15 protein-coding genes are annotated in these 12,489 nt (G+C 63.0%); 10 read left to right on the top strand and 5 right to left on the bottom strand.

Going from position 1 to position 12,489, the window contains the following annotated elements; all coding sequences use genetic code 11:
- The first annotated feature begins 210 nt into the window (after window positions 1-210).
- From FJ938_RS06505 to FJ938_RS06485, 5 genes are all read left to right on the top strand, one after another.
- Window positions 211-1,128 carry an EamA family transporter gene (locus FJ938_RS06505; RefSeq protein WP_140692218.1) on the top strand — a complete coding sequence of 306 codons (918 nt, stop codon included), beginning with the start codon at window positions 211-213 and terminating at the stop codon, window positions 1,126-1,128.
- Between the two features lie 250 nt (window positions 1,129-1,378).
- A complete protein-coding gene (locus FJ938_RS06500) occupies window positions 1,379-2,905 on the top strand; it encodes an ABC-F family ATP-binding cassette domain-containing protein (RefSeq protein ID WP_140692215.1) in 1,527 nt (508 codons plus the stop codon).
- Between the two features lie 143 nt (window positions 2,906-3,048).
- Window positions 3,049-3,231 (top strand): hypothetical protein, encoded by a 183-nt coding sequence (locus tag FJ938_RS06495; RefSeq protein ID WP_140692212.1) that lies wholly within the window; start codon window positions 3,049-3,051, stop codon window positions 3,229-3,231.
- A 151-nt stretch (window positions 3,232-3,382) separates the two neighbouring features.
- Window positions 3,383-3,805, top strand: a complete 423-nt coding sequence (locus tag FJ938_RS06490; protein ID WP_140692209.1) for a glyoxalase/bleomycin resistance/extradiol dioxygenase family protein — start codon at window positions 3,383-3,385, stop codon at window positions 3,803-3,805.
- 100 nt (window positions 3,806-3,905) lie between these two features.
- Window positions 3,906-4,259: a DUF1428 family protein gene (locus FJ938_RS06485; protein WP_140692206.1), complete on the top strand. Its 354-nt coding sequence runs from the start codon at window positions 3,906-3,908 to the stop codon at window positions 4,257-4,259.
- Between the two features lie 243 nt (window positions 4,260-4,502).
- On the opposite strand, the gene FJ938_RS06480 is transcribed toward FJ938_RS06485, so the two are convergent.
- Together FJ938_RS06480 and FJ938_RS06475 are read right to left on the bottom strand one after the other, a co-directional pair.
- On the bottom strand, window positions 4,503-6,137 hold the full coding sequence (locus FJ938_RS06480; RefSeq protein WP_140692204.1) for a tetratricopeptide repeat-containing sulfotransferase family protein: 1,635 nt from the start codon (window positions 6,135-6,137) through the stop codon (window positions 4,503-4,505).
- A 260-nt stretch (window positions 6,138-6,397) separates the two neighbouring features.
- Window positions 6,398-6,736 carry a Kazal-type serine protease inhibitor gene (locus tag FJ938_RS06475; RefSeq protein WP_246673224.1) on the bottom strand — a complete coding sequence of 113 codons (339 nt, stop codon included), beginning with the start codon at window positions 6,734-6,736 and terminating at the stop codon, window positions 6,398-6,400.
- A gap of 336 nt (window positions 6,737-7,072) precedes the next feature.
- Between FJ938_RS06475 and FJ938_RS06470 the strand changes: the two genes are divergently transcribed.
- The 3 genes from FJ938_RS06470 to FJ938_RS06460 all read left to right on the top strand — a co-directional run bounded on the left by FJ938_RS06470 (window position 7,073) and on the right by FJ938_RS06460 (window position 8,440).
- Window positions 7,073-7,285 carry a cold-shock protein gene (locus FJ938_RS06470; RefSeq protein WP_006202520.1) on the top strand — a complete coding sequence of 71 codons (213 nt, stop codon included), beginning with the start codon at window positions 7,073-7,075 and terminating at the stop codon, window positions 7,283-7,285.
- Window positions 7,286-7,608: 323 nt separating this feature from the next.
- A complete protein-coding gene (locus FJ938_RS06465; protein WP_006202521.1) occupies window positions 7,609-7,821 on the top strand; it encodes a cold-shock protein in 213 nt (70 codons plus the stop codon).
- 187 nt (window positions 7,822-8,008) lie between these two features.
- The gene (locus FJ938_RS06460; protein ID WP_140692201.1) at window positions 8,009-8,440 is read left to right on the top strand and encodes a BA14K family protein; all 432 of its coding nucleotides are present in this window, start codon (window positions 8,009-8,011) and stop codon (window positions 8,438-8,440) included.
- 377 nt (window positions 8,441-8,817) lie between these two features.
- On the opposite strand, the gene FJ938_RS06455 is transcribed toward FJ938_RS06460, so the two are convergent.
- From FJ938_RS06455 to FJ938_RS06445, 3 genes are all read right to left on the bottom strand, one after another.
- On the bottom strand, window positions 8,818-9,456 hold the full coding sequence (locus FJ938_RS06455) for an MBL fold metallo-hydrolase (RefSeq protein WP_140692198.1): 639 nt from the start codon (window positions 9,454-9,456) through the stop codon (window positions 8,818-8,820).
- Window positions 9,457-9,594: 138 nt separating this feature from the next.
- Complete coding sequence (locus FJ938_RS06450; RefSeq protein WP_140692196.1) at window positions 9,595-9,912, bottom strand: hypothetical protein; 318 nt, start codon at window positions 9,910-9,912, stop codon at window positions 9,595-9,597.
- Between the two features lie 145 nt (window positions 9,913-10,057).
- Entirely contained in the window at window positions 10,058-10,951 is an 894-nt protein-coding gene (locus FJ938_RS06445) for a branched-chain amino acid aminotransferase (protein WP_140692193.1), read from the bottom strand.
- A gap of 261 nt (window positions 10,952-11,212) precedes the next feature.
- Here FJ938_RS06445 and FJ938_RS06440 point away from each other — a divergent pair, with 261 nt between their 5' ends.
- Window positions 11,213-11,746, top strand: coding sequence for a MarR family transcriptional regulator (locus tag FJ938_RS06440; protein ID WP_181169027.1), 534 nt, complete (start codon window positions 11,213-11,215; stop codon window positions 11,744-11,746).
- On the top strand, window positions 11,733-12,452 hold the full coding sequence (locus tag FJ938_RS06435; RefSeq protein ID WP_140613160.1) for a response regulator transcription factor: 720 nt from the start codon (window positions 11,733-11,735) through the stop codon (window positions 12,450-12,452). Before FJ938_RS06440 ends, FJ938_RS06435 begins: the two co-directional genes overlap by 14 nt.
- Window positions 12,453-12,489: the final 37 nt, after the last annotated feature.

Here is a 12,489-nt window from a genome sequence, read left to right as displayed (position 1 = left end):
ATACGGGGAGTTGAGAAGTGGTCCGCGCAGCGGACGAAACGCCAATTGCTTGGCTTTTGGAACGACGAACGCCCGGCAGGGCGATGAGGGGCAGCGCAAACCCCGGCAGTCCGGCTCGTCGTGCCGTCGGCTGGCCCATGAGCTCGCGCTTGCCACCTTCCGGCGGAAACGATAAGCCGCAGCAAGCCGCAACAACCTTCCCCACCAACCATGAAACCCAGAGACATCGCCGCCTACGGGTTTCTGGCCGTCACTTGGGGGCTGTCGTTCCTGGTGCTGCTCAAGGTGGTGCATGCTTTTGGCTGGGTCGGCGCGGTCACCTTGCGGTCGCTGGTCGCGGGCATCACGCTCTTTCTGTTTGCCGCCGCGACGAGGCGCAAGCTCGATTTCAGCGCCGGCTGGCGGCCCTTCGCGATGGTCGGCGCAACGACGGTAGCGGCACAGCTGATCGGCCTGTCTTATGCCACGCCGCGCATCGGCACGGCGATGGCGGCCATCCTTGTTGCTGCCATCCCGCTGTTCTCGATGATCATCAGCCAATTGTGGGGGCTTGAGCGCATAACCGTTCGCGGGCTGGCGGGACTGTTGCTCGGGACCGCCGGTATCATCGTTCTGGTCGGCTTTCCCGCCGTCCCGATCACGGCGCCCTTCGCTTTTGGCTATGCCGCGTCCCTGTTCAGTTCGTGCTCGGCAGCCTTCGGCAGCAATTACGCCAATCGCCATCTGCGCTCTGCAGGCTCGTGGGAAGTCACCAGTGCCGCCTTCCTGTTCGGCGGCCTGATGACGCTGCCGCTGCTCCTCGCCGTGCCGGTACCGGCCCTGCCGCGCGCGGTCGACTTCCTCTACCTCGCTATCCTCGCCTGCGTGATGAGCGCGATGACCTACGTCGTCTATTTCCGGCTGGTGGCCAGCATCGGCGCGACCAGGGCGATCAGCGTCGAATTCGCCGTAACTACAATCGCGGTGCTGGTTGGCACTGTCATGCTCGGCGAGGCGCTGACCCTCATCCAGGCTTTCGGCGCGGTGGCGATCATCGGCGGCTGCGTGCTGGTGCTGGACCCATTCCCGTGTAGCGCCAAGGTAGCGCCGCAGGCGGCGGCCTTGCCATCCGCCCCGCCTTTGGTGTAGCCAATCCCCACACTCGAACGTCTGAAAGGAGGGCTCAGGTGTTTACGTTCTATCGTCACCATCGTCAGCGTGGCCCGATTTCCGCCCTGCGAGCTTGCTTGCAGGGCTGACCAGGGACGGTCCGGGTTTTTCCCGCTTCGATTTTTTGGTCTGCCCTTCGTGGTGCGCAATCCTAGCCTGATGGCCGGCACGCGCACCGTCAAAGTGCATCGAACCGGAGTTTGCCTCCGGACAGACCGGAGAAATCACAATGGCCCTGATCAGCCTCAAATCCCTCGGCGTCACCATGAGCGCGCCGCTCTTCTCGAACCTCGACCTCACCATCGGCAGCGGCGACAGGCTGGGCATCGTCGCCGCCAACGGCCGCGGCAAGTCCACCCTGCTGAAATGCCTGACCGGCGAGATGGAACCGACATCAGGCGACATCACCCGCACACGCGGCCTCCGCATCGGCCATGTCGAACAGTCGGTTCCCCCTGCCCTGCTTGGCCGCACCTTCCAGCAGGTGGTGGCCGATGCCTTGCCGGCCGAGCAAGCCGACAGCGAGATGTGGCGTGTCGACGTCGTTCTCGACTCGCTCGACGTGCCCGAGGACATGCGCGGGCGACCCATGCAGGCGATGAGCGGCGGCTGGCAAAGGCTGGCGCTGATCGCCCGCGTCTGGGTCACCGACCCGGATGTGCTGCTGCTCGACGAGCCGACCAACCACCTCGACCTCGCCCGCATCAGCCAGTTGGAAACCTGGCTCAACGCGCTGCCGCGTGAGGTACCTGTGGTGATCGCCAGCCACGACCGGGCCTTCCTCGACGCGACCACCAACCGGACGCTGTTCCTGCGCCCGGAAAAATCGCCGGTGTTTTCTCTCCCCTATTCGCGGGCCAAGAATGCGCTGGACGAAGTCGACGCCTCGACGGCCCGCAAGTTCGAGCGCGACATGAAGGTGGCCCAGCAACTGCGCAAGCAGGCGGCCAAGCTCAACAACATCGGCATGAATTCCGGCAGCGACCTGCTGACGGTCAAGACCAGGCAGCTCAAGGACCGCGCGGAAAAGCTGGAGGACGCGGCTGTCGCGGCGCATCGCGAGCGCTCGGCCGGTACCATAAGGCTGGCCAATCGCGGCACGCATGCCAAGGTGCTGATCACGCTCGACGACGCGGCCGTCGAAACGCCCGACGGCACACTGCTGTTCAGGACCGGCAGGCGCCACATCTGCCAGGGCGACCGCATCGTGCTGCTCGGCCGCAACGGCGTCGGCAAGTCGCGTTTCGTCACCCTGATCCGCAACGCCATCCTCGAGCCGGAAACCGCCGAGAACGTGAAGGTGACGCCGTCAACGGTGCTCGGCTACAGCGATCATGCCCTGTCGGGCATCAGCGGCGACGACACGCCAGTGGCGATGGTCTCGCGCCGCCATGATGTCGGCGAGCAGCGCGCCCGCTCGCTGCTCGCCGGCGCCGGCGTCAGCATCGACGTGCAGGAGCGCAAGATCGGCGTGCTGTCCGGCGGCCAGAAGGCGCGGCTGATGATGCTGGCGCTCAGGCTCGCCAATCCCAATTTCTATCTGCTCGACGAGCCGACCAATCATCTCGACATAGACGGCCAGGAAGCGCTGGAAGCTGAACTGCTGGCGCACGAGGCAAGCTGCGTGCTCGCCTCGCATGACCGCTCCTTCATCCGCGCCATCGGCAATCGCTTCTGGCTGATCGAGAAGCGGAAGCTGACCGAGGTCGAGGACCCCGAGGATTTCTTCCGCCAGGTGGCACAGGCCGCGGCCTGAGAAACGTAGCCGGCCCGTCGAAAACAACGGGCCGGCGCACACCCGTACAGAAAATTCTGCCCGATCTGTCGGACCGCCGCCCGATGCCACGTCCTTGGGACGCCGACACGATGATGCCGGCGCCAACCCAGGGAGAATGCATCATGTCGGTTCTTTCATCCATCGGACGCATTGCGACCCGTTATGCGGCGGCGCGCGCCCGCCACCGCAGCGAGCGCATCCTGCTTTCGCTGCCGGCCGAATTGCGCAAGGACATCGGCTTTCCGGAACTCTTCGACGCCAAGAACAGCCGTCGCGCGGCCACCTTCTCTGCCAAGGTCATATGACCACGGCCAGTCAACCATGCGTCAAGCCCGCCGGCGGCCCGCCTCTCCAGGCTCGGTCCGCGAGAAAAATTTGACGGCCGTGTAGGATAGCCATCACCTCATGCGTCCTATGATTGGCGAGGCCCAAACCGAACGTAAAGAGGAGCAAGACATGACTGACCAGACCCCAGTTCAGCCAAGGGCGAAAGTGCTCGGCGGATTGACCCCCTATCTCCAGGTGGACGGCGCCTTCAAGGCCGCGGAATTCTACAAGAAGGCTTTCGGCGCCGAGCAGGTCTTTTCCTATCCGGCGGACGAGAAGGGCCGCACCATGCACATCCATCTCCACATCAACGGCTCGACGCTGATGCTGGGCGACGCCTATCCCGAACACGGCCATCCACATCAGGCGGCGCAAGGCTACACGCTGCAGCTTCATCTCGGCAGCGACGATATCGATGCCTGGTGGAAGCGTGCCGTCGACGCCGGCTGTGAGGTCGTGACGCCGTTGCAGGTCATGTTCTGGGGCGATCGCTGGGGCCAGGTGAAGGATCCCTTCGGCGTTGCCTGGGCGATGAACGCGCCGGTCAAGTAAACTGGCGAGCCGGCGCCCCTCCCCAAGGGCGTGATGCGCTCACCTGCGCCGGGCTGCATCCCTGCCGACCCGGCGCTCCACTTCAACAAAGGAATCCACCATGTCCTACGTCGATGGTTTCGTACTGGCCGTGCCCAAGGCAAAGCTCGATGCGTATAAGAAAATGGCTGAAAATGGCGGCGCCATCTGGAAGGAGCACGGCGCGCTCGCCTATGTCGAATGCGTCGGCGACGACGTGCCTTACGGCGAGCTGACCTCGTTCCCGCGCGCCGTGCAGGCCAAGGACGACGAGGTCGTCATCTTCTCTTGGGTGGTCTACGAGTCGAGGCAGAGCCGCGACGCGGTCATGGCCAAGGTGATGGCCGATGAACGCTTGAAGATGGACTGGTCGTCAATGCCGTTCGACGGCAAGCGCATGATCTTCGGCGGCTTCCAGCCGTTCCTGGAGCTTTGAGGAGCGACGGAACGCTATCGCTTCGTCATCCTATGGCGGAGCAAGGAGCGCAGCGACGCGGCGCAGACCATAAGATCCATGCCGTGACGTTAAAGCGTTGAAAATGGTGCAGAATTCTGCGCCGTTGCATCCTTCGATCGACGTCGCGGCATGGATCCTCGGGTCTTCGCGACGCCGCTTCGCGGCTGCTCCGCCCGTGGATGACGAAGCTGGGTGGGCTTCGGCTAATCCATAAGGAGGGCGCTAATCCAGCTTGTCGAGCAACGGTTTCAGCCTGTCGCCATAGCGCTTCCACAGGTCGACAGAGCCTTGATACATCGGCTGGCGCACTTGCGCGGCGGAAGCCGTGCGCACCGGCCGGTCGGTCTCGTGGAACGACAGCACGGCATCGTCCCAGGGCAGCCCGAGATAGTCGATGAGCGCCCGGCTCTGGCCTTCCTGATCGGCGACGAAATCCTCGTAGCGCACATCATGCACGACGCCGGGCAGCACCTTGTGCCAATGCGCCATGATGTCGGTGTAGAGATTGTGGAAGTCGGCGAGTTCGCCAAGATCATAGCCATAGCGATGGCTGTCGCCGCGGAAATGCACCTTGTAGATCGAAAGGCAGGTTGCCGCCGCATCGCGGGCGCAGTGGATGATCCTGGCCTTCGGCATCATCATGTGGATGAAGCCGACGAGCAGGAAGTTGCCCGGCATCTTGTCGGTGACGTGGCGCATATGCGGGTAGCGGGTGTGCAGCATGTCGAGATAGGCCTGCCCCGCCTCGGCGAAATCCGCGTCGTCCGCGTCGGAGACGCCCCAGGGGAAACCACCGGGCATGTTCGACGGAAACTGCTTGCCCACCGCCTTCTTCAGGATGCTGAGCTCACCCGCGCCATAGACCTGCGGATGGCTGGCGATGATCTGCTCGACCAGCGTCGTGCCCGAGCGCGGCATGCCGACGACGAAGATCGGCGCGTCATCGGCGATCGCGCTCGGCCTGTGCCTTTCGAAGAAGCCGGCATCGAATACCGTCTTCATCGCCTCGAACTCGGCGCGTGTCTTCAAGGGATCGTAGTCGATGCCCTTGCGGCGGATGGCATTGCCTTCGGCGAAATAGTCGAAGGCCCTGCTATAGTCCTTCAGATCGTCGTTGGCCTTGCCGAGTCCGAAGGACAGCTGCATGCGGGCCAGGCTGTCCTGCGGCGCCTTGGCATGCTGGGCCTCCATGCCGGCCAATTCGGCGTCGCGCTCCTTCTGCCGCTTGACCTGCGTCAGCATTAGCCAGGCACGCGCCATGGCGGGCTGGACCTCCACTGCTTGCCGGAACAGATCCGCCGCCTCGTCGAGCTTGCCCTTTTCCATCAGCCCGACGCCGAGCCCGTGCAACAGGTCGGCATCCTTCGGGCGTATCGCGAGCGCTTCGCGGAAAGCAGACAGCGCCTCGTCCAGCCGCCCGGCTTCCTGCAGGGTTTCGGCAAGCCCGATGCGGGCGCGCACATGAAATGGATTGCGCGCGACCGTGCCGCGATAGACCTCTTCGGCCTCCTCGAACTGGCCGAGCTGCTTCAGCGACGAACCGAGGTTGTCGCGCGCCGCCAGCTGTTCCGGCCGCAGGTCCACCGCGCCTCGGAAGAAATCGATCGCCGCCGCGACGCGGCCAAGGTCGCGCATCACCGTGCCGAAATTGTTGAGGAAATCGGGATTCGTCGGCTGCAGGCTCACAGCCTGTTCGAGGAGTTCCAGCCCCTCTTCGCTACGCCCGGTCTGATGCAGCAGCAATCCCAGGAAATGCGCGGCCGCCGCGTGTTTGGGCTGACGCGCCAGCACCTGCCGGTAGATTGACTCAGCCTCTTGCCGGCGCCCGGCCTGGTGCAGTTGCAGCGCCTGCTGCACATACTGGTCGAGGCCCAGCGGCGGCTGGCCTCCCGCGCCAGACTTGGCCGCGCCAGACCTGACTCCCGCACCCGCCGCTCTTCTCTGATCTCTGTTAATGGGAAACCTGCCGTGTTTGTCCGCCTGCCGCGATCTAGGCCATTGGCGCCAAAGGTTCAAGGCTTTGCTTGTCTGCCTCGGCCATTGCGTTGCCGGCAAATGGGCTCGCTCGCAAGCGGCGCCTGCCTTCTTCCCTGCTGGAAGGAAGAGGGCAACGCCTCTCAGCACGGCCCGCCGCCAACGATGCGGTAGTCCGCGGCGCGGGCTTCGCAGGCGTTGGGGAAGGTGCGCGTCTCGCCACGCCGACGGGCCCAGACGGGCGCGTATTCACGAGTACAGAAGGTCTGCTCTTCGCCACCACCACCGCCGTCGCGGCAGGGGCCGTCGCGCACGATGCGATAGCCGGCGCGGTCGGCAAGGCAGGCATTGGCGAAGGTCTGGCGGTCGCCGCGCCGGGCGCAGACCGGCTCGTACTGCTTGGTGCAGAATTGCGGTTCGGGACGTGGCGGGCGGGGTAGAAGATCTCCCTGGCCCATGCGTGACTGCGGCTGTGGGCCGATGACCCGCCCGGCGACGAGGCCTATCTGCGGCCCGTCGACGCTCAAATCGGTCGATTCTTGCGTCGGGATGCGCTCATAATGGCGGCCCGCGGCGCTATCTTGCAACCTTCACGTTTCCATGCGATAAATTCCGTGTTCGGGCATTTGCGACCCGGAGAGCGGAACGTTTTGGACGACCTTTCCCCGATACTGTGAATCTCTGACGGCCCCGTTTTTCGGCGGGGGGTTTTGACCATGCGCCAATGCATGACTGCCGAAGCAACCACCGGGAACTGCCCTCGACGCCAGGTGGCGGGCAGGACCACCAAAGACTGAACGGGTGAAGGAGTTTCCCCAATGGCCCAGACCGGCACCGTTAAATTCTTCAACGCGACCAAAGGCTTCGGTTTCATCACGCCCGATGGCGGCGCCAAGGACGTGTTCGTCCACATTTCCGCGATCGAGGCATCGGGCCTGCGCACGCTCGTTGACGGCCAGAAGGTTACCTTCGACGTCGAGCCGGACCGCATGGGCAAGGGCCCGAAGGCGGTCAATCTCCGCGCGGCCTGAACCATCGGGACGCCGCCCGCTCTTGATGGCGGGCGAATGAGGGGGCGGAGCTTGCCCAGCCTCTGGGCACGCAGACAGATTTTTGAAGGCGCGGCGTTTTTTGTCGCGCCTTTTTCATGTCCGCAGGACAGCATAAAAGCATGTCGCCCAAAACGGTTCCGGTTTTGGGTCAACGACATGCGTCATAACAAGGACTTAAAGCGTAACGCGCTTTAAGTCTCCGCAAAACTTTCTCTTGCCGATGACGCTAAAATAAAGGACAAATTTCCGCTCGGGCATTTGCCGGCCCGAGACTGGAGTTTATGGGATCAAAGGAGCTTCCCATGCCGCAGACCGGCACCGTCAAATTCTTCAACCATGCCAAAGGCTTCGGCTTCATCACGCCGGACGATGGCGCGAAGGATGTCTTCGTCCATATTTCGGCCGTGCAGGCGTCGGGTCTTCCCGGTCTCGAAGATGGGCAGAAAGTGACATTCGACACCGAGCCGGATAAACGCGGCAAGGGTCCGAAGGCCGTCAACCTGTCGATCGGCTGAGCCGGCTTCAGGCCGAACGCTCCGGCAGGCCAGGTCCGCTCCCCGGAGCGTGCGTTTTTTGATGCTTGTGGCAGCGCGGCACATAAAATCCGTTCAGCCCCCGTTCAGCCACGGTCTCATATTAATCTTTCGTAAAGCCGGACCGCATTCCCGAAAAATCATACGGGCTGGCACGAAGGAGATCGACATGAACCGAATTTTCAAGACAGCCGTGCTGTCTGCCGCCGTGGCCGCCACGATGCTTGTGGCCCTGCCCGCGGCCAACGCCGATGACTGGCATCGTTGGCATCATCACGGTCACGGCCATGGCGACGCCGTCGCAGCCGGCGTCCTCGGCCTCGCCGCCGGCGCGCTGATCGGCGGTGCATTGGCCAACCAGCAACCGCCGCCGCCAGACTATTACGATGACGGTTACTATTACGATCGTGACGTGAGCGTGCGCCCGGCCCCTGTCCGCCGCTACTACGCGGAGCCTCGGGTGGTGTACGCCGACCGTTATGCCGAACCGTGGACGCGCGACTGGTACGAGTATTGCTCGGACCGTTACCGCACCTTCAATTCCCGCACCGGCACCTTCACCGGCAATGACGGCGAACAGCATTTCTGCACGGCCAACTGAGGCTTCCCTGCCCCAAAACAAAAAGCGCTGACCGCGAGGTCGGCGCTTTTTGTTTGGGCTCTAGGATTTCGAGGGCAATCTGCGGCTGCAAAAGTCAGCGCCGCCCCTCATCCGCCTGCCGGCACCTTCTCCCCGTATAGGGACAGGGAGAAGAGAACTGGCCGCAATGCTGGCGCTGGTACTGCGACGCTGGAGATTGGCGAAATCCTCTGTGCAGGCTGTCTTTCTCCCCGTCCCTATACGGGGAGTTGAGAAGTGGTCCGCACAGCGGACGGAAAAGCCAATTGCTTGGCTTTTTCAACGACGAACGTCCGGCGGCGCCAGCTTTCGGAAACGGCCTGGTCAAGTTGTTCGGGATCGTCTGAATCCCTACCGAATTAGACCAAAAACGGATTGGTCCGCCGCTCCTCGCCGAAGCGGCCGCCCGGCCCATGGCCGCAGATGAAACCGATATCGTCGCCGAGCGGCAGAAGCTTGTCCTTTATCGAAGCGATCAGCGCCGCATGGTCGCCACCCGGCAGGTCGGTGCGGCCGACCGAGCCGCGAAACAGCACGTCACCGACATGGGCGAATTTGGCCGCCCGGTTGTAATAGACGACGTGGCCCGGCGCGTGGCCGGGGCAATGCAGCACCTCGAAGAGATGCGAGCCGAACGACACCGTCTCCCCCTCGGTCAGGAACCGGTCTGGCACGCAATTGCGCGAACCGGCGATGCCGTAGCGCCTGCCCTGGTTTTCCAGATTGTCCAGCAAAGGTTTGTCGGCCTCGTGCGGGCCGATGATCTCGATGCCCAGCGCCGCCTTGAGCTCCATCGCACCGCCGGCATGATCGATGTGACCATGCGTGATCCAGATGGCTCCGGCCGTGATCGCATTGTCCTTCAACACGCCCAGCACCTTGTCGATGTCGCCGCCCGGATCGACGATGACGCCGTGCTTGTCGTCCATGTCGAACAGGATGGTGCAGTTCTGCTGGAACGGTGTGACCGGTACGATGCCGGCGTTGAGCTGACCCATGATCGTCCTTTCGATGTCCAAGCGGTCATGTAGAGGCGCCGGTGAAAGGCGTCCACCCCTCGAAAGACGAACAGTCAGTCGTCTTGAAACGGAATGGGCGGCCGGAGCCGCCCATTTGAAACCTTGGACAGAAATCGCCTACTTCTTCATGGCACCCATGACCGCGCCGACGATGGCGGTCAGGATCGCGCCGCCGCCGGCGCCGCCGACGATATTGTTCAGGTTGAGCGCGCTGCCGAGACTGCTCGTCGCCGCCGCGGCTGCGTCCGGAGTGATCGTGCCGCCGCCGAGCAGGCTGCCAAGGATCGCCGCGCCGCCGACGCCGCCAACCGCGCCGGCGAGGATCTTGGGAAGCTGCCCCATCGCCGCCGTCTTGATCGCCGCGCCGACCGCCTGGCCACCGATGATGCCTGTAATAATCTGAATAATGATCGGAAGAAGCGTGTTCATGTCCATATTGCCAGTCCCTCCATAGCTGCCAGCCTCCCGGGCCGACGCCATCATGAGACGCCGAATTGAATGAAAGTCAAATGCACAAACGCTGAAATAAAAGGGGCGGTTCGAAAACCGCCCCTACTTGCGCGAAAAGCTGTGACTTTCGTTATTCTGCGGCGATCGCATGCTTGGGCTGAACGGCCACAGAATAGTCGTTCATAAGGTTCTTGGCGATCTCGCCGACCTCGAATCGGTAGGGGCCGATCTCCGAGACCGGCGTGACCTCCGCCGCGGTTCCGGTCAGGAAGCATTGCTCGAAGCCTTCGAGTTCCTCCGGCATGATGACGCGTTCGATGACCTCCAGGCCGCGATCCCTGGCCAGGCCAATGACCGTGCGGCGGGTGATGCCGTCGAGGAAGCAGTCGGGCTTCGGGGTGTGGATCTTGCCGTCCTTGACGAAGAAGATGTTGGCGCCGGTCGCTTCGGCGACCTGGCCGCGCCAGTCGAGCATCATGGCGTCTGCATATCCCTTGGCCTCGGCGGCGTGCTTGGACATGGTGCAGATCATGTAGAGGCCGGCGGCCTTCGACTTGGACGGCGCCGTGCGCGGGTCGGGCCGGCGCCATTCCGCCACGTCGAGCCGAATGCCCTTCAGCTTCTGCGCCGGATCGAAATAGCTCGGCCACTGCCAGATGGCGATGGCCACATTGATGCGGTTGTTCTGCGCCGAAACACCCATCTGCTCGCTGCCGCGCCAGGCGATCGGCCTGACATAGGCATCCTGGAAACCCTGCTTCTTCAACAGTTTGGTCGAAGCATCATTGAGCTCGGCCACCGAATAGGGGATCTTGAAGCCGAGCAGGCGCGCCGATTCATGCAGACGCTCGGTATGCTCGTTGAGCTTGAAGATCACGCCGCCATAGGCGCGTTCGCCCTCAAACACCGCGCTGGCGTAATGCAGGCCATGGGTCAGCACATGAATCTTGGCGTCGCCCCATGGAACGAACTCGCCGTTCATCCAGATGAAGCCGTCCAGTTGATCGAAGGGAACGGATGCCATGGTAACCTCCCGCGGGCGTCGGCCCGCATATCTTCAGTGTCGTTGCGTGTTCTTTTTGGCCGCGCCGTGAGATTGGAGACGCCAGCCGGTGTCTCGAAGCGTAAGCGGATAATCGCGCTCTGGCAAACTCAGGAAATTCCGGAAAAACCCGCCGGTCTTGCCTTTTTGTTCGCAATCCGCCCAAAAGCTTGTCAAAAATTATCATTGCAGGGAAATTACGTCAATAGTACTGACATAATCTCCTGTTCCCATGGAGAAATGATGACGGACCGAAGCCACGCAGCCGGGAAACCGATCAGGACCGCAATGTCAGTCGAGGACGGCATCGACTTCGCCATCATCGAGCTGTTCTTCTTCGCCTATCGCGACTTCACTTCCGATCCCGATCAGATCCTGGCCGATTATGGCTTCGGCCGCGCTCATCACCGTGTGCTGCATTTCGTCAACCGGCGGCCAGGCCTGACGGTCGCCGAACTGCTTGACGTGCTGAAGATCACCAAACAGAGCCTGGCGCGCGTGCTCAAGCAACTGATCGACACCGACCATGTCGTGCAGCTGCAAGGTCCGCGCGACCGCCGCCAGCGTGAGCTCTATCCGACGGCCAAGGGCCGTGCGCTGGCGCTGGCGCTGGCGCGGCCACAGTCGCGCCGCATCCGTGCTGCATTGGAAGATTCCGGCGCCACCGAACGGGCTTTGGTGGAACGCTTCCTCGAAGCGATGGTCAATCCGGAACTGAGAGCTCAAATCGACGTTGGGTCCGCAAAAATGTCAGGAAAAAGCCATGGAGAGCAGTGAGAGGGTCGACCAGGCGACCGCACCGGATGACGACGCACCGCATTTGCTCGTGGTCGACGACGACACCCGCATCCGCAATCTTCTCAAGCAATATCTGACCGAAAATGGTTTTCGCGTCACCGTCGCCGGCAATGCCGGTGAGGCCCGCCGCAAGCTCGCCGGCCTCGACTTCGACCTGCTTGTGCTCGATGTCATGATGCCGGGCGAAAGCGGCGTCGATCTGACCAAGGCGCTGCGTGCAGAAAAGAACGTGCCGATCCTGATGCTGACGGCGTTGTCGGAAACCGACAGCCGCATCTCGGGGCTCGAGGCTGGCGCCGACGATTATCTGCCAAAACCCTTCGATCCGCGCGAGCTGATCCTGCGCATCAACAACATCCTGCGCCGCGGCGGCCCGGCGGCGACGCCAAAGGTCGAACAGTTGGTCTTCGGCCCCTACACCTTCCAGATCGCCAGGCGCGAACTGAAGCGCGGCGGCGAGGCGCTGAAGCTGACCGACCGTGAGCAGGAGATTCTGGCTATCTTTGCCGCGCGCGCTGGCGAAACCATCCCGCGCCACGAACTCGTCGGCGACGATTCGGAGGTCGGCGAGCGCACCATCGACGTTCAGATCAACCGGCTGCGCCGCAAGATTGAGCGTGATCCCTCCAATCCGGTTTGGCTGCAGACCGTGCGCGGTATTGGGTATCGGCTCAGCGTGGAATAGAATACCGGCCGCGGCCGCAATGGCCGCCGACGGATGA

Source organism: Mesorhizobium sp. B2-4-14 (genome assembly GCF_006442155.1).
Lineage (GTDB): Bacteria > Pseudomonadota > Alphaproteobacteria > Rhizobiales > Rhizobiaceae > Mesorhizobium.
Note: the sequence above shows the minus strand (reverse complement) of the source record. Positions and strands in the feature narration are given on the sequence as shown.